This window comes from Mesorhizobium sp. RCAM 05099 (assembly GCF_059683685.1).
The window spans coordinates 2998477-3020438 of sequence record NZ_CM185035.1; the positions used below are offsets into that span (position 1 = coordinate 2998477).

Sequence of the window (21962 nt, forward strand, 5' to 3'; positions counted from 1 at the left end):
GATAGGCCGCGACAATCCAGATCCGTTGCCCGCTGGGTTTCGATATCCGGGGGCGGGGAGGCAACATGGGGCACCGCCCCTTTCACACCGCCGCCACGAACCCGTCCAGCACGCGTTTCTGGCCGGCCTTGTCGAAGTCGATGGTCAGCTTGTTGCCTTCGATGGCGGAAATGTTGCCGTTGCCGAATTTCTGGTGGAAGACGCGGTCGCCGACATTGAAGGGGGACGGCTTGTCGGCGACGGATTTGGCGACCAGTTCGCCGTCGATGGTGCGGCCCTTGACCGAGGTGCGGCCGGCGCCATAGCCGGAATCGGTCTCGCCATAGCCAATGCGCTCGACCTGGTGGCCGGAGCGCGAGCCCCAGTTGCGGTCGGTCGCTTCGGTGCGGTTGGCCTGCGCGCGCTGCCAGCCCGGCGTCGCGTAGGTGTTGGAGAAGGCGCCGGATTTTTCCGCGCCGCCATTGTTGCCGCCGACGCTGTCGAAGCGCGAGGCGCCGTAGGGGTTCTGTCTGCCTGCACCCTGGCCGCCACGGCCCGGGGCGAATGAGCCGCCGCCATAGGAATTGCCGTAGCCGCCATAGGAATTGCCGCTTTCGGCGACCTCGACATGGGCTTCCGGCAGTTCGTCGAGGAAGCGCGACGGTATGGTCGATTGCCAGAGGCCGTGGATACGGCGGTTGGAGACGAACCACAGATGCAGGTTCTTCTTGGCGCGGGTCAGGCCGACATAGGCAAGCCGGCGCTCTTCCTCCAGCCCGGAACGTCCACCTTCATCGAGCGCGCGCTGATGCGGGAACAGGCCTTCCTCCCAGCCGGGCAGGAAGACCGTCTCGAACTCGAGGCCCTTGGCCGAATGCAGCGTCATGATGTTGACGGCATCGAGCTCGGCGTTCTGCTCGGCGTCCATCACCAGCGCGACATGCTCGAGGAAGGAGCGCAGCGATTCGTATTCCTCCATGGAGCGGATGAGCTCCTTGAGGTTCTCCAGCCGGCCGGGGGCTTCGACCGAGCGGTCGTTCTTCCACATGTCGGTGTAGCCGCTCTCTTCGAGGATGGTCTCGGCGAGCTCGGTGTGCGGCGTGGTCTCCAGCGCCTTCTGCCAGCGCTCGAAATTGGCCGATACCTCGCGCAGTGCGGCGCGCGGCTTCGGCTTCAATTCGTCGCTTTCGGCCAGCTTGGCGGCGGCTTCCAGCATCGGCACGCGAAGCGCGCGGGCCGTGTCGTGGATCTGGCGGATGGTGGCCTCGCCCAGCCCGCGCTTGGGCACATTGACGATACGCTCGAAGGCAAGGTCGTCGGCGCCTTGCGCGACGACGCGGAAGAAGGCCAGCGCGTCGCGGATTTCGAGGCGCTCATAAAAGCGCGGACCGCCAATGACGCGGTAGTTGAGGCCGAGCGTGACGAAGCGGTCCTCGAACTCGCGCATCTGGAAGGACGCGCGCACCAGGATGGCCATGTCGTTGAGATTGTGCTTCTGCCGCTGGTAGGCCTCGATGGTCTCGCCGACGGCGCGGGCTTCCTCCTCGGAATCCCAGGCGGCGTGGACATGCACCTTGCCATCCTCCGGCTCGTCGCGGTCGGTGAACAGTGTCTTGCCGAAGCGGCCCTCATTGTGGGCGATGAGATGGGAGGCGGCGCCCAGTATGTGCGCGGTCGAGCGGTAATTGCGCTCCAGGCGGATGATGGTGGCGCCTGGAAAATCCTTGTCGAAGCGCAGGATGTTGTCGATCTCCGCGCCGCGCCAGCCATAGATCGATTGATCGTCGTCGCCGACGCAGCAGATATTGACCTTGTTGTCGCTCACGGCCGCACGCGAGCTTCGCTCGCTGGCCTCCGCGGGGGCGGCCTGGCCGGCCGACGCCCGGTCGGGCTTGCGGCCTTCGGCCGATCGCAGATCCGTCGATGTTGTGGGGCGTCCGGCATCGGGCCGCTGGGCCAGCAGGCGCAGCCACATGTACTGGGCGGTGTTGGTGTCCTGATACTCGTCGACGAGGATGTATTTGAAGCGCTTGTGGTACTCTTTCAGCACGTCGGGATTGGCGCGGAAAATGCGGATCGGGTGGCAGAGCAGATCGCCGAAGTCGCAGGCATTCAGCGTCTGAAGCCGGGCCTGATAGGCCTTGTAGAGTTCGCGGCCCTTGCCGTTGGCGAAGGCGCGTGCGTCGCCCTCGGCGATATCGGCCGGCCCTTGCCCCTTGTTCTTCCAGCCGTCGATCATCTGGGCGAACTGCTTGGCCGGCCAGCGCTTGTCGTCGAGCCCCTCGGCCTGGATCAACTGCTTGATCAGCCGCACGACGTCGTCGGTGTCGAGGATGGTGAAGTCGGATCTCAGGCCCGCCAGTTCGGCGTGGCGGCGCAGCAGCTTGACGCCGATCGAGTGGAAGGTGCCGAGCCATGGCATGCCCTCGACCGCTTCGCCGACCAGATGACCGATGCGGGTCTTCATTTCGCGCGCGGCCTTGTTGGTGAAGGTCACCGCGAGGATCTGCGACGGGAAGGCCTTGCCGGTGGCGAGGATGTGGGCGATGCGGGTGGTCAAGACACGGGTCTTGCCGGTGCCGGCGCCGGCCAGCACAAGAACCGGACCTTCGGTGGTTTCCACCGCCAGCCGCTGCTCGGGGTTCAGCCCCTTCAGATAGTCCGGCGCGTTGTTGTGACCGCTGCGGGCAGCCATGGCGCGCGCGGCAATGCCCGATGGGGCCGAGGGCCGCGCATTGGGTTCATCGAAAAAAGGTATGTCTTCGGAAAAGCCGGACATTGCCCCGAATGTAGTGATTCGGTGGCGAAAGACCAGAAGTGTCTACGTTTTGTTCCGGTATAGAAGCCAGATTGCCGATCGCCGTGCGAACATTTTCGCCCCGGCGCTCGACAATCCGCTCAAATGCGCTCTGCCGGGCCTTACCGGGCTGCTGTCCGCATCCGTTCGCCGATCTTGTCGGCCACATAGCCGGCATCGCGTGCCGCACCATGGATCATCGTCGAGGACGTCGAGTGCTGGAAATGCAGGCCGCAGACATAGAGGCCGGGTTCGCCTTCCACAGCGCCGCGATACTGTTTCACCCGGCCGGTTTCGTCGAATATCGGCAGCTTGATCCAATCCAGCCCCGCCCGGAAACCCGTGCACCAGATGATGTTGGCGACATCGAGAACCTGGCCGTCGTCGAGCATCGGTTTGCCGTCCTGGACGCCGGCGACGCGGGACACCCGGCGGACGCCGGCAGCGTCCAGGTCCTGCGGCTTGACCCGGATCAGCGGCAGGCCATGGGAGAGTTGCTCAGGCTTGGCCTTTCGGCCCATTGGCGTATCGACGGTGAGCAGCCGGTGGAAAACAATACGGAAGACGACCGGGAGGACCAGACGCATGGCGAAATAGCCATTGTAGGCGACGGGGATGTTGCCCGGATGCCGGCCAGCCAGCCAGACCTGGTGCGTAGGCGCGAGATCCATGGCGATTTCCGCACCGGAATTGCCGGCTCCGACCAGCAGCACACCGCCCGGGTTAAGCTGAGAAGGATTCTTGTAGGCGCTCGAAGGCAATTGCCGGATCGACGGATCGAGCAGCGCGGCAAAATCTGGGATCTTCGGTTTCTGGTAGCTCGAGGCCGCGGCCACGACATGGCTCGCGACGTAGCGGGTCCGGCCGGACGTGACGATGTAGCGGTCGCCGGAACGGGTCACCTCGTCGACCTTGACGCCGGTGCGCACCGGCAGGGCGAATTTTTTCGCATAGGCCTCAAGATAATCGGCCATGTCGTCCTTGCTCGGGAACGAATAGCGGTCACCGGGAAAGGGCATGCCGATCAGCCCGTCAAAGCGCGCGGGCGTGAACAGGCGCAGCGAATCCCAGCGTGAACGCCAGATGTCGCCGACGCGTTCGCGTGCCTCCAGGATGACGAACTTCAGGCCCTTGCGGGCGAGATGATAGCCGACGGACAGGCCATTCTGGCCGGCGCCGATGACGACGACATCGACATGTTCTTCCCGGAGCGCTGACCGCGTTTCGTCACCTGATGGCGCCTGGCTGCCCGCTGCCTGCAGCGCGCCAGCCTCAAGTTGCGTGAACGCCGCCCCTTGCTCCAGCAGTGAGCCGGCACGTGCCTTGGTCTCGGCGATGCCGATATCGCGGCTGCCACGTGGCTTCATTGCGTGCATTGAAGTCGGGCCAAGTGTCGAAGTCGGATTCATGATCGTCTCCATGGTTTTCGTCAACCGGGGAGCAAAATAGCGAATCGGCGCACCGACGCTTCGGGGAGACACCCCATCAGACAAAGAAATGGCATGGGGATTTTTACCCATGCCGCAGCGTCGCCTTAGAGCAGGCCGTTCTGGAAAGCGTAGGCTGTCGCCGCAGCGCGCGAGTTGACCGCCAGCTTGTCGAATATGTTGCTGACATGCCGGTCCACGGTCTTTTCGCTGAGACCCAACTCAGTCGCTATCAGCCTGTTGGTCTTGCCGGTGGCGACAAGGCCTAGGACTTCGATCTCGCGCCGGGTCAGGCCGTGCGGACGTGAATTTGTCGGCGCGATCAGCGCGGTGACACGGTCGCGGTCGGGCGCTGCGCCAAGTTCCGTGAAAATCGCCCGGGCGGCATCGAATTCAAGCTCGGCGCTGTCCTCGTCGCCAAGCTTTCGGCAGGCCTGCCCGGCCAGCACGCGCAACCGCGCCTCCAGATAGGGAGCGCCGGCGTGCTGCCAGATCGTCAGCGCGGCACGGAAGTGGCCGAGCGCTGCCGCCGGATTGTCTTCACTCAGCTCGATTTCACCTCTCGCCCGGGATGCCATTGCAGCAAGAATGTCGGTCGCGAAACGATCGGCGATCGCCTGCAATTCCTCGCAGGCGTCGCGCGCCTCCTCGACTGCACCCACAGCGATCATGATCTCGATCAGCGCCGGTAGCAGGCGGGCGCGGCTCAGCGGAGTGTTGGTCGTGCCAAGCACGCGGCGAATGGTTGCCGCCGCCTGTTCGGCCCGGCCTTGCATGAGACGCAGCAAGGCCATGCCGGGCTGGGGTTCGAGCCCGAGCCGGCTGGCGGCACGGTAAAGCTCCTCGGCGGCGGCGAATTCACCGCGCAGCCGATGGATTTCGGCCTCCTGATAGGCCGCGCCGGCCGTCGTCTCGTTGCCGATCACGTGGGCCAGTGACTGGGTCGCGCGTCGAGCCTCGGCAATTGATTCCTGCCAAGCGCCGTTCAATTCCATGATTTCAGCGCGGTGCAGCAGACAAATGCCGTTGAACTGGACCAGCTGTGGCTGCGACCCGCACCAGTTCGACAGCGCCTCGGTCCACTCGCGCGAGCGGTCGAGCGCATAGACTTGCCGGCACGCGGCGATGAGGTTGCAATAGATCAAGCCGGTGATGATCGGCGAAAGCTTGCCATCGGCGGCTGGCAGCATGGCCTCGTCGAGTAGGGCGATGCCTTCCTCGATCCTGCCTTGCCGTACCAATGCGCGGCCGAGATAGCATCTGGCGAAGGCGATCAGGTCGATATCGCAACAGCGTTCGCCGATCGCCAGCGCCTGCCTTGCCAGCGCCTCCGATTCCGGATCGTTACCGGTCAAGAGTTCCTTCTGCGCCGCCAACAACACCAGATAGCCTTGTGCGGCGCATTCGCGGCCAAAGCCGTCCGCCAGGCGCTGCGCCCGCTGTAACCAGACTGTTGCCCGCCCTTCCTCGCGCAGTGCCAGAAGCCGGAAGCCACCGAAGAATGCCCAATACGCTGCCTGGTCGTCACGGCCAGCGTCGAGATGGATGTTGAAGAGACGCTCGCCGGTGGCGAAGATTTCTTGATCGCGGTCCAGCATACCGGCCGACCAGAGCAGCCGTTCCAGGTCTTCCGGACCGAGCGACGTGATTTCGTCCGTTGCCCGCAGCAGCTCGAATGCATCTGCCCACGCCCGCCGGTCGTAGGCGTGACGAGCCTGTTCGAGCAACGAGGCGGCATCGGCTTTCATGGGCAAAGCATAGCATTTCCTGATGGCCGGCAGAAGAATGGCGAATGCCAGCGCCCCTTCAGTTCGGAATGAGCGGTACCAGGACCAGAGCACGGAATGACGCGCATTTTATCCAAGCGCCCCCTGATTTGACACCGCACACGGGCGGGCGGAAAACTGCCGCAACGATATGGAACAGAATCGAAAGCAGGCTAGTTTCCATTTCGTGACGGCGGTATTCGGCCGCCCGCCCGCTGGGCTTGAAGGAGTGTCGTTGTGGCAACCGTCCTTACCGCCGTGATCCTATTCCTCATCGGTCTGGTGCTTGGCGGCGGCGGTATCCGCCTGGCGATGCTGGGCGGCAGTTGGTACTACATCATCGTCGGTCTCGCCTTCCTGGTCACCGCCTGGCTGCTCTACCGGCGCCGGTCGACAGCACTGTGGCTTTACGCGGCGATCGTGCTCGGCACGCTGGCCTGGGCGGTCTGGGAAACCGGCTTCGACTGGTGGGAACTGGGCCCGCGTGGCGGCATCATCGTGCTGGTGGCGTTGTGGCTGTTGACGCCATGGGCGAGGCGGGGCCTTGCCGGGCCCGACGGCCGGGCGCCGCTCATCCTTGCCGTGCTGGCGTCACTGGCGGTGGCCGGCTATTCGATGACGACGGACCCAAAGGACATTGCCGGCGAACTCGACACCGACAAGGTGATCCCCAACGCCAATCTCGGCGGCGATGTGCCGGCAGGCGAGTGGCACTTCTATGGCCGCACGCCGTTCGGGCAGCGCTATTCGCCGCTCGACCAGATCACGCCGGACAATGTCGCCAGCCTGCAGCCGGCCTGGACCTACCGCACCGGCGATGTGAAGGGACCCGACGACATTGGCGAGACCACCTATCAGGTGACGCCGCTCAAGATCGGCGACACGCTCTATATCTGCACGCCGCATAATTTCGCCATCGCCATCGACGCCGCGACGGGCAAGGAGAAATGGCGCTACGATCCCAAGATCAAGCTCGACAAGGACCGCCAGCACCAGACCTGCCGCGGCGTTTCCTACTATGCCGATGCCGCCATCGCCGCCGGCCAGCCTTGCGGAAACCGTGTCTACCTGCCGACGTCGGACGCGCGGCTGCTCGCGCTCGACGCCGCCAGCGGGCAAGTCTGTCCTGCCTTTGCCGAGGGCGGCACGCTGAACCTCTTGACCAACATGCCCTATCCGAAGTCGGGCTATTATTATTCGACCTCGGCGCCGCTGATCGTAGGTGGCAAGATCATCGTCGGCGGCGCGGTCAACGACAATTATTCGACGCAGGAGCCGTCCGGCGTCATCCGCGCCTATGACGCCGCCACCGGCAAGCTGCTGTGGAACTGGGATTCCGGCAATCCGGACCAGACGACGCCGCTGCCGGCTGGGCAGACCTACACCGCCAACTCGCCCAACATGTGGTCGACGCCGAGCGCCGACGAGAAACTTGGGCTGCTCTACGTGCCGCTCGGCAACCAGACGCCGGACCAGCTCGGCGCCGGACGCAGCGCCAATGTCGAGAAGTTCTCGTCCTCGATCACCGCGCTCGACCTCAACACCGGGCAGTTGAAATGGGTGCGGCAGACCGTGCACCACGACCTCTGGGACATGGACGTGCCGGCGCAGCCGAGCCTGATCGACATCACCGGGGCCGACGGCACCGTCGTGCCGGCGCTGGCCGGGCCGACCAAGCAGGGCGATCTCTATGTGCTCGACCGGCGCACCGGCGAGCCGATGATTGCGGTCAAGGAAGTGCCGGCGCCCGGCGGCGCCATTGAAGGCGACCACACGTCGCCGACCCAGCCGGAGTCGGACCTCTCCTTCGTTCCGAAGCCACTGACAGGTGCCGACATGTGGGGCATCACCATGTTCGACCAGCTGGCGTGCCGGATCGAATTCCAGGGCCTGCGCTATGAAGGCCGCTATACGCCGCCATCCGTACAGGGCTCGCTGATCTATCCCGGCAATTTCGGCACGTTCAACTGGGGTGGCGTGGCGATCGATCCGGTCCGGCAGGTGATGTTCGGCATGCCGACCTATCTGGCGTTCAAGTCGCAGCTCATTCCGCGCGATCAGGTGCCGCCGCCGGACGAAGGGCGCGGCAGCGAGCAGGGGCTCAACCGCAATGAGGGCGCTCCCTATGCGGTGGTGATGGGCCCGTTCCTCTCGCCGCTCGGCGTTCCCTGCCGGGCGCCGCCCTGGGGCTATGTCGCCGGCGTGGATCTGAGGACCGGCTCAATCGCCTACAAGCATCGCAACGGCACCGTCTACGACATGACGCCTCTGCCGCTGCCGCTGAAAGTCGGCGTGCCGGGCATTGGCGGGCCGATGATCACCGCCGGTGGTGTCGCTTTCCTGGGCGCCGCGGTCGACGACTATCTGCGCGCCTATGACCTGACATCGGGCAAGCAGCTGTGGCAGGCACGGCTGCCGGCCGGCGGGCAATCGACGCCGATGACCTACACGGTGGCCGACGGACGTCAGTTCGTGGTCATCGTCGCCGGTGGCCACGGCTCGGTCGGCACCAAGCCGGGAGATTATGTGATGGCTTACGCGCTGCCGAAATAGGGGTAAGATTCTGACTGGATGAGTGATCCGCTAGGTTTTGCAATTCTGACAACGTTGGCGCCGCCCCTCATCGCCCTACCGGGCACTTCTCCCCGTATTAGGACGGGGAGAAGGACACCGTCATCGATGGTTTCGCCAATCGCCGGCGTTGCAGGAATAGCGCAACGCTGAAGTTGCCTCTTCTCCCTGTCCTTTACGGGGAGAAGGTGGCGGCAGCCGGATGAGGGGCGGCGCTAACCATGGTCAGTAAAAGCGTCGCAATGCGGCACGCCCTCGTGCCAGCGACTGCCAGTTGGCTGTGCCCTTCTAGCCAAGCCCGAGATGGCTCTTCAGGCTGGGCACCGAGCCGAGCACCTGGTTGGTCAGGTCGGGGCCGGCGGCCGCTTCGGCCTGCTGGACCAGCGTCTCGCCAGCCTTCTGGATCTGTGCAAAATCGAGCCCGGATGCCTTGAGCGCGGCGAGGCCGTTGACCAGCGCGCCGGCCTTCTCGCCGAGAACGCCGCCAAGCGCGCCCTGCAGCGATGAGAGGAAGCCACCACCACTGGCTGGGGCGGCAGCCATGACGTCATACTGGTGGGCAAGGTCGTCCGCGCCGGGGATCTTGGCGAAGAACGACGAGGCGCTGGTGCCTTCCGCCTCGTGTTCGAGCACCGAGAAAATGGTGCCGACGACCTTCTCGGTCGTCGCCTGGTCGAGACCCGCTTTTTGCGAGACGGTGTTGACGATATCCTGGACGTTCATGGTCTCACCTCAACCTTGGGTTTTCGTGTCGATACGCCGGTTCCGGTCACTCTGGACCCTGACCAACGATCGCCTGCCTGCATTCACAACCATCGAGCGCAGTGCCAGGGCGGAAGCCACGGCAAGGACGAACGCGCTGGCGAGCATCCGGGAAGGCAAGGTCATCGGTGTCGCTCCTTCTGGGCGGGACGTGAAGGCACACGGCAAGGTGCCATCGATAGCAGGCAGTTTCTCTTACTATTGTGGCAGGGCCTGAAGGATTTGTCGCCGATGACCAAAAAGTGATGACCGGGGCGCCCGTGGCGCCGGCCTTGCTGGCCGCGCGGCATGGCTGCCGGTCGACGCCTGGAGGCGATCGATGGCCGGGTGAATGCACGACTGGACCGTGCCGGCTCGATCCCTATGTAGCCTGGGTATCGAAACTCGACGCCGAGGAGTGCGCCATGACGAAATCAGCCGCCACCAGACAAGCAAAGCCCGCCATCACCCAGGCGATGATCGATGCCTATGACGAATACACGCATCTGACGCTCGATCGCCGCCGCTTCATGGAGCAGCTGACCCGGCTTGCCGGATCGGGCGCGGCGGCGGCCGCGATCGCGCCGCTTCTGGCGGCGAACTCCGCCCAGGCGGCTATCGTCGCCGAAAACGATACCCGCGTGAAAGGCGAGGACATCACCTATCCCGGCGGCTCCGGCGAGATGAAGGGCTATCTGGTCAAGCCGGCCGGCCAGTCGGGAAAGCTCGGCACCGTCATCGTCATCCATGAGAACAGAGGGCTCAACCCGCATATTCGCGACGTGGCGCGGCGCGTGGCGCTGGAGGGGGTCGTGGCGCTCGCCCCCGATTTCCTGTCACCGCTCGGTGGCACGCCGAGCGATGAAGACAAGGCGCGCGACATGTTCGCCAAACTGGACTCCACGCAGACGGTCGCCAACGGCGTGGCGACCGTCGCCTTCCTGAAAGCCGACAAGGATGGCAACGGCAAGGTCGGCGCTGTCGGCTTCTGCTGGGGTGGCGGCACGGCAAACATGCTGGCCGTCAACGCGCCCGATCTCAGCGCCTCCGTTGCCTATTACGGCATGCAGCCGAAGGCCGCCGACGTGCCGAAGATCAAGGCGGCATTGCTGCTGCACTATGCCGGGCTCGACGAGCGCACCAATGCCGGCATCGACGCATTCAAGAAAGAACTCGACGCGGCACATGTCGAATACGCGGTCTATGTCTATGAAGGCGCAAACCACGCCTTCAACAACGACACTTCGGCAGCGCGCTACGACAAGAAGGCGGCCGACCTTGCCTGGGGGCGGACCATCGCTTTCCTCAAGCAGAAGCTGGCGTAGCGATCGGCATCAGGCCGCCGGCGCCCAGACCGTCTTGAAGGCTGGCGACAGGGTGAAGCCGGCCGGCAGCACGGATCTCGGGGGCGGCCGGTGCACGCCTTCCTGCAGATAGCGCAACGCGGACATCAGCCCGTTCATCGTATAGGGCTTGGCGATGACGCCGATCGCGCCGGCGAAATGATCGGGGATCCGCTTCGGGTTCGCGGTCATGAAGACGACCATCGAGTTCTTCTTCTCGCCAATATATTCGGCGACCTCGACGCCGGTCGGACCATCGGTCAAGTGGATGTCGACAAAGGCGATGTCGGCTTCCGTCGAGTCCACCATGGCCTTGGCTTCGGTCGAGGAGGTTGCCCAACCCACGACGCTGTGGCCGGCTTCCTCGACAAGGCTTTCCAGTTCCATCGCCAGCAGCGCTTCGTCCTCGACAATCAGGACCTTGAGCGGTTCAATCATGACACATTCCCTTTTTGCTGCGGTTCGTTCGGCATCGAGATAACGACCTTCGTGCCGGGGCCGGCGTCGCGCCACTCGATATCGGCATGCAACTGACGGGCAAGCGACTTGATCAGCCGCATGCCGAACGAGGCATCGCCACTGGCATCGGCCATGCCGACACCGTCATCGGACACCTCGATTTTGAAGTGGCCATCGGGTTGGCTCATCTTGATGCCGATGCGGCCCGCCGTGGTGCCGTCGGGCTTTTCCTTGAAGGCATGCTTCAAGGCGTTGGTGACAAGCTCGTTGACCATCAGGGCAACAGGGGTCGCCTTCTCCGCCGAAATGACGATCGGTTCGAGATCAAGCGTCGACTTGATTTCGGCGCGCCCAGAAGCCGTCAACAAGTCGGTTACAAGATCCCTGGCGAAATCGGCGACATCGAACCTGCTGACATCCTTCGACTGGTAGAGCCGGCGATGCACGGTGCTCAACGCCTCGATGCGCTCCAGCATGGTGGTCAGCGATTTCTTCGTCGCTGCATCCTTGATGGTGCGGCTCTGCATGACGATGAGCGAGGAGATCATCTGCAGGTTGTTCTTCACCCGATGATCGACTTCGTGGAGCAGCGTTGTCTGCGCCTCGAGCGCGGCTTCGAGTTCCCTGGTGCGCTCCTTCACCGCCTTTTCGAAGCGCTCCTTGTCGGCTGTCATGCGATGCTCGGACCGCTTGCGATCCGAGACGTCGAGCTGCGAGGCAAAGAAGAACAGGAGTTCACCGCGATCATTCGAGACGGGGCTGATAAACAGCGCGTTCCAGAAGGTCGAACCGTCCTTGCGATAGTTCAGGATGTCGACGCTGACATCGACCTTCTCCGCAATCGCCTCGCGCAGCTGGTCGACCGTTGCCTGGTCGGTTTTCGGACCCTGCAGGAAGCGACAGTTCTTGCCCAGCACCTCGTGCCGCTCATAGCCGGACAGACGCAGGAAGGCGTCGTTGACGAAGACGATCGGGTTATCGGCCTGCCGCGGATCGGTGATGATCATCGACATGCGTGTGGCACGGATAGCTGCCGCGAAAGGGTCGCCCTTGCCGTGCTCGACATGAAGGTCGTCCGTCATGTGCCAGGCGTCGGCAGGTTCCCTGGTCCGTTTCCAGTCCATCTTGTCACTCCAAGCCGGTTCGTGGGGACAACGGCCCAGATGCGGAATTGGTTCAATCTTGAGCTTGTTGTCGCAGTCTGTCGTAACCGGGAACCCGGGCGTGACTTCTGTAAGTGATTGAAGTTATGTTATTTCTGGCGCTCAGTTGGCGGAGCCGGCTTGTGGAACGCGACGCCGGCGACCACGAGCGCAATGCCGAGGCAATCGGTCAGGCTTGGAATCTGGTGGAGCACGATGACGCCGATCAGTGTCGCTGTGACCGGCAGCAGCGACAGCATCAGCGCAAAGCTCGAGCGCGGCAGCCGCGACATGGCGAACTGGTCGCAAATGTAGGGAATGACCGACGAGCAGATGCCGACGCCGATGGCCGCGAGCAACAGCATCGGTGAGAAAAAGGCGGGCAGCGCGTCAGTGAAGCCGATCGGCAGCACGACAAGGAAGGCGACCGCCATCGCCGCGCCAAGGCCGGTGATGCCGTCGCCCGCGCCCGAGCGGGCGACGCGGTGGCCGAGCACGATGTAGCAGACGAACAGCGCGCCATTGAGGAAGGCCCAGAACAGCCCTACGGGATCATCGGACCATTTGACGTCGATGAGCAGCAAGGTTCCGATGACGGCAACGGCAAGGGCGGCGAGATTGCGGAGGCTCCTGAGCCCGATCACCGCGACGCCAATGGTGCCGACGAACTCGATTGCCGCCACCAGCGAGATCGGCAAGCGGTCAAGCGCCAGGTAGAACGAACAGTTCATCACCGCCAGGCAGGCGCCAAAGGCCAGCAACAGCAGCCGCGTCGGGCGATCGGCGCGGGCGAAGGTTCGCCACGGGCGAGTCAATGGCGCGAAGATCAGGGCGGCGGTGGCGATGCGCAGCCACGCCATTCCAAGCACGCCGACATGCGGGAAGAGCAGCACGGCGAATGCCGGGCCGAGGTAGTGGAAGACGGCGCTGACACCGAACCAGACATGCGGCGGCATTTTTTTCGCCAGCCCGACGAAGGTAGCGCCGGCAAGGGCAGGGCTGGTAGCGGGGGCTTGTGTCTGAGTGACCATCGGATCAGTATCGCAGGCGATTTTTCCGATTTATATGGGAGATGACTGGGTTGGCTGATCATCTTTCTCCTGAAAGAAAGGAGTTTTCCTTGAAACGCCTTCGGAACGAAAAAGTGGATCTCGACGCGGCGGATATGAAGATCCTGCGCCTGCTGGAGAAGGATGCGCGCACGAGCACGGCGGAACTGGCGCGCTCGGTCGGCCTGTCGGCGCCGAGCGTGGCCGAACGCATCAAGCGGCTGCAGGAAAGCGGCGTCATCGAAGCCTATTCGGTCCGGATCAACCCCGCGGCACTTGGGCTGCCGCTGTCGGCATGGCTGCGCATTCGGCCGGTGCCGGGGCAACTGGCTGTCGTAGCCGAAATCATCCGCGAACTGCCGGAAATTGCCCAATGCGATCGGGTGACCGGCGAGGACTGTTTCATCGCGCTGGCGCATGTCGGCTCGGTTGCCGAGCTTGAACGGGTGATCGACCGGATCATACCCTATGCGATGACCAACACGGCCATCATCCAGTCGTCGCCGGTGACGGCGCGCTCGCCGTTGGCGGCGATCAAACGCCGGCCGTGAAGCGCAACCCGATACACTTGCCCGATTTTTCGTGCCGCCCCTCAGGAAAGAGGGCGGCATCGGCCACAGGCCGACTCGCCGGCGCTACGCGTGGCCACGTTTCAGGCGGGCTCGCTTCAGGATGGCGCGCCAGCGGATCATGTCGAACGGGATCGGCTCGTTGTTGTTGGCGATGTGGAATATCTCGTTGTTGACGTTCTTGAGCGAACGCCAGAAATCATAGTCGGTGATGCGCGGATCGGCGGCCAGCCTGTCCACCTCGACCTTGATGTCGGTTTTCATGCACGTCCCTCGAACCGGCTTCGCCCCGCCGCCCGTAGCAAAACCCCGTGCGGATCGTTTTCAACCGCTCCGCTGAGTCGTTCAACGGCTCAATTGGCTTGTTCCCGTTAAAAACTCGGTAAGGTTAACGCGGGCGCCGGGCCGCTTCAAGCGGTCTTGCGACGAATGCCGATCGAACGGCCGGCGCGTTCCGGCATCGGCAGTGCCGAATGGGCGGCGCGCATGGCTTCGACCTTGGCCAGCACATCGGCAGGGAAGGGCGCCACTTTCGGCCCGGACATGTCGACATGCAGGGACAGGGTTTCGGAGGTGGCGGCGAGCCAGCCGTCGACATGGCGGATTTCCTGATAGGCCCGCAGCCGCTTGTCGTCGTGGTCGATGAGCTGGAAGGAGACCGTGACCTTGTGGTCGAGATGCAGTTCCTGCACGTAACAGACATGAACTTCGGCCGTGTAGATGGTCAGCCGCCGCTGCTTCACGTAGTCCAGCCCCATGCCCATCGCCTCGAAGGCCTCGTCCGAGCAGCGGTCGAAGAGCACGTTGTAATAGGCCATGTTGAGATGGCCGTTGTAATCGATCCAGTCCTTCTCGATGTCCATGGGCTTGGAGACGAAGGGGGCGGGGATGGACATTGAAACTTCCTTGTTCTGGCGCTGGACAGAGCGTGGTGGGTAAGACTACGCATCCATAACCCCATAACAAGCGTGGGCGCTGGTCCATTCGCGGAGGAATTCATGGCTCTGAGCGACCTCAATCCGGTCGAGCGCAACGAGGAGGGCATCGCTGCGGTGCTCGGCATCCTCAAGCAACAGCTCGGCGAGCGCTTCCAGACCGGCGCGGCCATCCGCTCCCAGCACGCGCACACCACCACCTATATCCCGACACAGGCGCCGGACGGCGTCGCCTTTCCGGAGACGACGGCCGAAGTGCAGGAGATCGTGCGCACCTGTGCGGCGCACCGCGTGCCGGTGATCGCCTTCGGCGTCGGCTCTTCGCTCGAAGGCCACACCAACGCACCCGGCGGCGGCATTTCGGTCGACACCTCGCGCATGAACCGTATCCTCGCGGTCAATCCGCAGGATCTCGACTGCACGGTCGAACCCGGCGTCACCCGCGAGGACCTTAACCGGCATCTGCGCGACACCGGCCTGTTCTTTCCGATCGACCCCGGCGCCAATGCCTCGCTCGGCGGCATGGCGGCGACGCGGGCATCCGGCACCAATGCGGTGCGCTATGGCACGATGCGCGAGAACGTGCTGTCGCTGACGGCCGTCATGGCCGATGGCGAGACGGTCACAACCGGCAAGCGCGCGAAAAAGAGCTCAGCCGGCTATGATTTGACGCGGCTGCTGATCGGCTCGGAAGGTACGCTCGGCATCATCACGTCGCTGACACTGAAGCTGCAAGGCATCCCGCAGGCGATCTCCGGCGGCGTTTGTCCATTCCCGAGCGTCGAGGCGGCCTGCAACGCCGTCATCGCGACCATCCAGATGGGTATCCCGGTGGCTCGCATCGAGTTGGTCAACGCGCTGCAGATGCGGGCGATGAAGAACTATTCGAAGCTCGACTATCCGGAGAGCCCGTGCCTGTTCGTCGAATTCCACGGCAGCGATGCCGGTGTTGCCGAGCAGGCCGAGACCTTCGGCATGGTCGCCGAAGAGAATGGCGGCGGGCCATTCCTGTGGACCAGCGTTGCCGAGGAACGGACAAAGCTGTGGAAGGCCAGGCACGACGCCTACTGGTCCTCGCTGACGCTGCGGCCGGGCGCCAAGGGCTTGTCGACCGATGTCTGCGTGCCGATCTCCCGCTTTGCCGAATGCGTCACCGAAACCGAAGCCGACATCGCCGAGATGGGCTTGATCGCGCCGATCGTCGGTCATGCCGGCGACGGCAATTTTCATGTGCTGGTGCTGATGGATGTGAACGATCCAGAGGAGATCGCGCTGTCGGAGAAATTCGTCTCGCGGCTGAACATGCGGGCGATCGCCATGGATGGCACTTGCACCGGCGAGCACGGCATCGGTCAGGGCAAGATCGGCTTCATGCGCCATGAACTCGGCCACGGCGTCGACATCATGCGCACGATCAAGCAGGCGCTCGATCCGCAAAACATCATGAACCCTGGCAAGATACTGCCTAGAAACCAGGCCAGTCTGTGACGTTAGGTTCGCAGACGGCTCGTCTTGACCGTGCCGCCATTCGAGCCGAGACTCGGTCCGCAACGAGGCCTGAAACAGACAGGCGCGCCAGCGGAGGAGGAATGTCATGGCGATTTCACGCAAGGGAGAAGCGCGCGCGCTGAGCGCCGACGAGCAGGAATTGGTGGAGAAATCGCACCATCCTGCGGTGCAGGACCTTTCCGATGCCGACCTTGCCGGTCTGGTCAAGCTGTTGCGCGAGCGGCGCGACAAGGCTCAGACCGAAGCGCATCGCCGTCGCCGAGAAATACGCGGCAAGGGCGCGCCGAAAGGGACTGTTGCTTCAAAGGCCGATGGCGGTTCGCAACTGAAGCTTGCTGTGCTGGCCATGGCCATGCGGCGGCTGAATGGCGAGACCGAACGGCGCCGGCAACTGGCGGCCAGCGTTTCGCTGATCGAGAACGCGCGCAAGGCATTTGCCATGAGGCAAGGGGCGGCGGCGGATGGTCCTTCCTTCAATTCGCGCACGGCGCGCAAGGGCATGCGGTCGGTGGCAAACCAGAGGGCGCCGGCTCTGGTCCGGCCGATGGAACTTGGCCGGCAACGCAAGGCGGCAAAGGTGGCGCAAGCGAAGCGCGACGCAAAATGACGGAGATCGCTCGTTGAGGGGCGCGCCGCTCTACCGAGCGGCGGCAGGCTCTTCCTGCACCCTCTCAGCAAGTGTCTGCAACATTGGGCGGGTCGGAGCGAAGAACGTCGTGCCGGTCTGCGGCGTCGAGACATCGAGCAGCCGGTCGTAGGCGCCCGGAGGGTCGCCGGCATACATGCGCTGCAGCATTTTCTCGATCACCCAAAGATACCTGCTATAGCCGATGAAGTAGGTGCCGAATTCGCGTTGCCCCGGCCGCCCGAACGGCATGTTGTCTCGCAAAATGTCGTATTCATTGCCGTCGGCATCCTCGATGGTGGCCAGCGACTTGTGTGATTTGCGCGGGGCGTCGTCATCGTCGATCTCGATGTTGTCGATCTTCGTGCGGCCGATGATCGCCTCCTGCAGCGGCGTTGGGATGCGCGCCCAGGCCTGCAGATCGTGAAGATATTTCTGGACGACGACATAGCTGCCACCGGCGAAGTCGGCATCTTCATCGCCGACGAGCGCCGAGGCGGGCAGATCGAGGCCGGTCGGGTTGGCCGTGCCGTCGACAAAGCCGAGCAGGTCGCGGGCATCGAAATAGCGAAAGCCCGAGACTTCGTCGACGACCGCCACGGCGTCCCCGAGGTTGTCGAGCAGAATGCGCTCGAACTCGAAGCACATGTCGGGACGTTCGGAGCGGATGTGGAAGAGAAGGTCGCCCGCTGTCGACGGGGCCGAATGAACCGCTCCCTTGATCGGCGCGAATGGCTTCAGCTCCAAGGGCCGCCGGCCGGAAGAGAGACGATCCCAGAAGTCGCGGCCGATGCCTGCAATGCATGACAGCCGGCCGGAAAGATCGCGGAACCCGACAGTCTTGACGAGATCGTCAAGCCCGCCGAGCACCGAGGCGACCTTGGCGAGAGCATTCTGTTCGCTGGCGACGGTGATAACCAGAAAGACCGCCGATAGCGACAGCGGGGCATCGACGCTCTGCGCATCGATCGGCACCCGGTCCCAGTTCTTGCCCGACATCCAAAATTCTCCGCATTTTCCAGGATTTGTTTCAGATCATCGGGGATGACGCAACACCGGATGAATTGCCTCTTTATCGACACGCGGATGCGGGTAGAGTGCGGCTGAATTTCAATCAACCCGTTCGGAGCTGATGCTCGCTCGCCTGTTCGTGATCTTTGGTGGCCTGTTCGTGCTGGTGCTGTGTGTGGCGCTGGTGGGGCCGTATTTTGTCAACTGGACCGGCTACCGCGCCGAGTTCGAGCGCGAGGCGAGCGCCATTCTTGGCCGCAAAGTGACCGTGCAAGGGGATGCCACGGCGCGGCTGTTGCCGTTCCCCTCGGTGACCTTCTCCAACGTAGCCGTTGCCGGCGGCCCCGGCGGCCAGCCTGCGATGACCGTCGAGACGTTTTCGATGGATGCCGAGCTGGCCCCCTTCCTGCGCGGCGAGGTGCTGATCTTCGACATGCGGCTGGTGCGGCCGAAGGCGACCATCGACATCGCCGATGACGGCACCGTCGACTGGGCGATACGGCCGTCCTCGCCCTTCGACCTCAACCAGATCTCGATCGAGAAGCTGACGGTGACGGAAGGGCAGATCGAACTGCGCCATGCCGCCGGCGGGCGCAGCCATCTCATGTCAGAGATCAATTCGACCATCTCGGCCAAGTCGTTGGCTGGGCCATGGCGCATGGACGGCACATTACGGCTGGACGGGTTGCGCACCGCCATTGCCGCTTCCACCGGCAAGGCCGAAGGCAGCGGCCAGATGCGTCTTCGGGTGAAGGCCGATCCAGACGCCTATCCGCTGGTCATCGAGACCGACGGCAATGCCGGCATCGTCAACGGCGCTGCCGTCTATTCCGGCCAGTTCAAAATCTCCGGCGCCGACAAGAACAGCGCCGGCAGGAACAGCGCGGAGCTGCGCGGCACCGATGGCGAGACGGTGAAGGTCAGCGCCGGCAAGCCCGATCCGGGCTTTAGGCTGAACGGCAAGTTTTCGCTCGACCACCAGAAGCTCGGTGTCGATGAATTCCGTTTCGAGACGGGACCGCTGGACAATCCCTACACCGCCGATGGCAAGGCTTCGGTCGATCTCGGGCTGAAGCCGAGCTTCGCCATCGAGGCCAGTGGCGCACAGGTGCAGTTCGACGAGGCGGTGGGGGCTGAGGCCGGCGCCGGGCTGACACTGGATCAGCGTATTGCCGGGCTGGAGCAAGCGTTGCTCGACCTGCCGAAGCCGACCATACCCGGCACTGTCGAGGTCAAGCTGCCGGCAGTGGTGGCCGGCGACACCACGGTGCGCGACGTGCATCTTTCCGCCGAGCCGACCGATGGCGGCTGGGCGGTGAAATCGCTCGCCGCGACCTTGCCCGGCCGAACCACGCTGGAAGCCAACGGCATGCTCAGCGTCGAGGATCATTTCGGGTTCACTGGCTCGCTGCTGCTGGCGGTGGCGCAACCTTCCGGCTTTGCCGCCTGGCTGTCGAAGGATGTCGACGAGGCGATCCGCCGTTTGCCCGCCGCCGGCTTCAAGGCCAAGGTCGACCTTTCGGAAAAGCGTCAGGCCTTCAGCGATCTCGAGCTGATCCTGGGCAAGGCGAAGTTCTCCGGCCGCATTGATTCCAGTCAGCCTGACGACGCCAAGCCGTCCGTGCTGATGCGGCTCGAAGGCGGCGAACTCGATGTCGACGGGCTGGCGGCCTTCGCCTCGATCTTCGTCAGCGACAAGGGGGCCAACCGCTTTTCCGACCGCGACCTCGACTTCCAGATCAAGGCCGGGCCGGTCAGCGCCGGTGGCCTGACCGCCGACACGGTCGACACGGCGCTCAGGCTGCGCGACGGGCTGCTCGAAATCGACAGGCTTTCGGTGGGCGGGCTGGCCGGTGCCTCGATCAGCGCCACGGGCAGGGTCAAGGATTTTCCGGCGAGCCCGACCGGCAAGCTCGATGCATCGGTGGTTGCCGTCGATCTGAAGCCGCTGATCGACGTTGCCGCCCAGCATTATCCCGACAATGCCGTGCTGAAGGGGCTGGCGAGCCGGGCTTCAGCCTATCCAGAGCTGTTCCAGGACTCGCGGATCGATCTCGTGGCGAGTGCCGCCGACAATGGCGACGGCACCACGGGCCTGGCGGTGAGTGGCCAGGGCAAGGCCGGCGGCTCGGCATTTTCGGCGTCGCTGTCGGGAAAGGGGGCGCTGGACGGGCTTCTCGAAGCGCCAATGACGCTGACCTTCAATGCCAAGAATCCTGACGCAACCGCGCTGCTGGCGCTCTACGGCCTGCCGGCGCTGCCGCTCGGCATGCTGGGTGAGGCAAGCACGGATATTTCGGCCAAAGGTACGCTTGGCGGCGGCCTTGCGACGAGTTTCAGCCTCTCCGGTAACGACTTCAAGGCAGGTTTCGAGGGGACGTTCGCCGATACGCCGCAAGGCCCGGTCGCCAAGGGCAAGCTCAGCCTCGATGCCGCCGACATCGAGCCGTGGCTGATGACGACCGGCATCGGGCTTCCCGGCATGGGGGCGGGCATGTCCACATCGCTGGCGGCGCAGGGTGACTACGGCAACGGCCTGCTGGTGCTGGACGGGCTCAGTGGTGCCATCAATGAGGCGGCGGTGTCCGGCGACGTCAATGTCGATGTCAAGGATGGCGTGCCGCATCTGGCCGGTGCGCTGGCGCTCGACGAACTCGACTTCGATCCGATGGCGGTGGCGCTGTTCGGCGATTCGGCTTTCCTCGTCGACAAGGGTGCCAGTGACAAGGGTGGCGCGTGGCCGGCCGCCCCCTTCAGCCAGAAATCCAGCCTGCCGTTCACCGCCGAACTCGATCTGACGGCGGCGGCGCTTGCCGCCGGGCCGTTCGCTGCTGCCTACGATGCCGCGTTTTCGCTCAAGCTCGACCAGGAAGGCATCCGCGTTTCGGATCTGAAGGCGAAATTCCTTGGCGGTGCGCTGACCGGCCTGTTCGAACTGAAGAACACCGACGGCACCGGACTTTTCACCGGCCAGATGAAACTGGCGGGCGCCGATCTCGCGAACGTGCTGCCGGATGCCGGCATCAGCGGCAGCAGTGATTTCTCGACGGCGCTGTCGACCAGCGGCAAGTCGGTCGATGCGATGGTGGCAGCCCTGTCCGGTTCCGGCACGGCGACGCTGAAGAGCTTGCGGGTCGCCGGCGTCAATCCCGATGCGTTCAGCGCGTTCCTTGCCAAGGCGGATGCGATCGGGCGCGACATCGACGCGGCCAAGACCGCCGGTTTCGCGCCGCAGATCGCCGCCGATGGCAGCTTCGCCGCGAAGGATATCGACGTCGCCTTCACGGTGGCCGGCGGCACGCTGAGGGTGCCGCCGATCAGCCTCGAGAATCCGGCGGCGACCTTGTCCGCCGACATCACGGCGGATCTCAACACCAGCACGGTTTCGGCCAAGGGAGCAGTCACCTATCGGCCCGGCGACGAGGCGCTGGTCGGCTCCGAGCCGATCGTGAATTTCACCGCCGAGGGGCCGATCGGCGCCGTGAAACGGCAGTTCGACAGCGAGCCGCTGGCGCAGTTCCTGACCCAGCGCGCGCTGGAAAAGGAGCAACAACGCGTCGAAGCGATGCAGGCAGCATTGCTTGAGAAGCAGCGGCTGCGGCGCGAAGTGCGCTACTACGCCGCGCTGCAGGACGCGCGCGACAGGGCGGCCGAGGAACTGCGCAAGCAGGAGGAAGCAGCGCGCCTGAAGGTCGAGGCCGACGCCAAGGCGAAGGCCGAAGCGGAGGCAAAGGCCCAGGCGGACGCGGATGCCAAAGCAAAGGCGGATGCCGACGCGAAGGCCGCGGCCGAGCAACAGGCCGCCGACGAAGCGGCCAAGGCGCAGGCCGAGCAGGATCGCCAGAAGGCGGAAGAGGCGATACGCACTGCGCAAGAAAAGGCAAGGCTCGAGGCCGAGCGCAAGGCCGCGGAACAGGCACCGAAGGTCGAGCGAGCGCCGCTGCCGGAGGCCAACGACAATCCGCCGCCGGCCAAGCCGAAGCCCAATCCGTTCACGATCGACAATCTGTTGAAGTCGTTGCAGTAGCGCGGACTGCTG

At 64.2% G+C, this 21962-nt stretch carries 16 protein-coding genes; 6 read left to right on the plus strand and 10 right to left on the minus strand.

The genetic code is table 11. The features are described 5' to 3' along the window. Positions 1-82 precede the first annotated feature (82 nt). The 3 genes from AC56QQ_RS14740 to AC56QQ_RS14750 form a co-directional block, all read right to left on the minus strand. Entirely contained in the window at positions 83-2758 is a 2676-nt protein-coding gene (locus AC56QQ_RS14740; RefSeq protein ID WP_497128176.1) for an ATP-dependent helicase, read from the minus strand. A 140-nt stretch (positions 2759-2898) separates the two neighbouring features. Beyond that, positions 2899-4185: a flavin-containing monooxygenase gene (locus tag AC56QQ_RS14745; RefSeq protein ID WP_497128179.1), complete on the minus strand. Its 1287-nt coding sequence runs from the start codon at positions 4183-4185 to the stop codon at positions 2899-2901. A gap of 125 nt (positions 4186-4310) precedes the next feature. After that, positions 4311-5951, minus strand: a complete 1641-nt coding sequence (locus AC56QQ_RS14750; RefSeq protein WP_497129009.1) for a helix-turn-helix transcriptional regulator — start codon at positions 5949-5951, stop codon at positions 4311-4313. Positions 5952-6206: 255 nt separating this feature from the next. Between AC56QQ_RS14750 and AC56QQ_RS14755 the strand changes: the two genes are divergently transcribed. Further along, a complete protein-coding gene (locus AC56QQ_RS14755) occupies positions 6207-8522 on the plus strand; it encodes a glucose/quinate/shikimate family membrane-bound PQQ-dependent dehydrogenase (RefSeq protein ID WP_497128182.1) in 2316 nt (771 codons plus the stop codon). 306 nt (positions 8523-8828) lie between these two features. Here the strand turns inward: AC56QQ_RS14755 and AC56QQ_RS14760 are convergent, their stop codons facing one another. Then, the gene (locus AC56QQ_RS14760) at positions 8829-9263 is read right to left on the minus strand and encodes a hypothetical protein (protein ID WP_091580424.1); all 435 of its coding nucleotides are present in this window, start codon (positions 9261-9263) and stop codon (positions 8829-8831) included. Positions 9264-9706: 443 nt separating this feature from the next. Here AC56QQ_RS14760 and AC56QQ_RS14765 point away from each other — a divergent pair, with 443 nt between their 5' ends. Continuing rightward, a complete protein-coding gene (locus AC56QQ_RS14765; protein WP_497128185.1) occupies positions 9707-10606 on the plus strand; it encodes a dienelactone hydrolase family protein in 900 nt (299 codons plus the stop codon). Between the two features lie 9 nt (positions 10607-10615). Here the strand turns inward: AC56QQ_RS14765 and AC56QQ_RS14770 are convergent, their stop codons facing one another. The 3 genes from AC56QQ_RS14770 to AC56QQ_RS14780 all read right to left on the minus strand — a co-directional run bounded on the left by AC56QQ_RS14770 (position 10616) and on the right by AC56QQ_RS14780 (position 13256). After that, positions 10616-11062, minus strand: coding sequence for a response regulator (locus tag AC56QQ_RS14770; RefSeq protein WP_497128188.1), 447 nt, complete (start codon positions 11060-11062; stop codon positions 10616-10618). After that, a complete protein-coding gene (locus tag AC56QQ_RS14775) occupies positions 11059-12207 on the minus strand; it encodes a histidine kinase dimerization/phosphoacceptor domain -containing protein (protein WP_497128191.1) in 1149 nt (382 codons plus the stop codon). Before AC56QQ_RS14775 ends, AC56QQ_RS14770 begins: the two co-directional genes overlap by 4 nt. Positions 12208-12335: 128 nt before the next feature. Continuing rightward, positions 12336-13256, minus strand: a complete 921-nt coding sequence (locus AC56QQ_RS14780) for an EamA family transporter (protein WP_497128194.1) — start codon at positions 13254-13256, stop codon at positions 12336-12338. 89 nt (positions 13257-13345) lie between these two features. Between AC56QQ_RS14780 and AC56QQ_RS14785 the strand changes: the two genes are divergently transcribed. Then, complete coding sequence (locus AC56QQ_RS14785; protein WP_489863476.1) at positions 13346-13825, plus strand: Lrp/AsnC family transcriptional regulator; 480 nt, start codon at positions 13346-13348, stop codon at positions 13823-13825. An 84-nt stretch (positions 13826-13909) separates the two neighbouring features. On the opposite strand, the gene AC56QQ_RS14790 is transcribed toward AC56QQ_RS14785, so the two are convergent. Both AC56QQ_RS14790 and AC56QQ_RS14795 read right to left on the minus strand, forming a co-directional pair. Then, positions 13910-14107: a hypothetical protein gene (locus AC56QQ_RS14790; RefSeq protein WP_256751156.1), complete on the minus strand. Its 198-nt coding sequence runs from the start codon at positions 14105-14107 to the stop codon at positions 13910-13912. Positions 14108-14253: 146 nt separating this feature from the next. Continuing rightward, a complete protein-coding gene (locus AC56QQ_RS14795) occupies positions 14254-14739 on the minus strand; it encodes a thioesterase family protein (RefSeq protein ID WP_497128197.1) in 486 nt (161 codons plus the stop codon). A 102-nt stretch (positions 14740-14841) separates the two neighbouring features. Here AC56QQ_RS14795 and AC56QQ_RS14800 point away from each other — a divergent pair, with 102 nt between their 5' ends. Together AC56QQ_RS14800 and AC56QQ_RS14805 are read left to right on the plus strand one after the other, a co-directional pair. Next, complete coding sequence (locus AC56QQ_RS14800) at positions 14842-16266, plus strand: FAD-binding oxidoreductase (protein ID WP_497128200.1); 1425 nt, start codon at positions 14842-14844, stop codon at positions 16264-16266. Positions 16267-16372: 106 nt separating this feature from the next. Then, positions 16373-16894, plus strand: a complete 522-nt coding sequence (locus AC56QQ_RS14805; RefSeq protein ID WP_497128202.1) for a hypothetical protein — start codon at positions 16373-16375, stop codon at positions 16892-16894. Between the two features lie 30 nt (positions 16895-16924). Here the strand turns inward: AC56QQ_RS14805 and AC56QQ_RS14810 are convergent, their stop codons facing one another. Continuing rightward, complete coding sequence (locus tag AC56QQ_RS14810) at positions 16925-17911, minus strand: Dyp-type peroxidase (protein WP_497128204.1); 987 nt, start codon at positions 17909-17911, stop codon at positions 16925-16927. Between the two features lie 133 nt (positions 17912-18044). Here AC56QQ_RS14810 and AC56QQ_RS14815 point away from each other — a divergent pair, with 133 nt between their 5' ends. Further along, on the plus strand, positions 18045-21950 hold the full coding sequence (locus tag AC56QQ_RS14815) for an AsmA family protein (protein WP_497128206.1): 3906 nt from the start codon (positions 18045-18047) through the stop codon (positions 21948-21950). Positions 21951-21962: the final 12 nt, after the last annotated feature.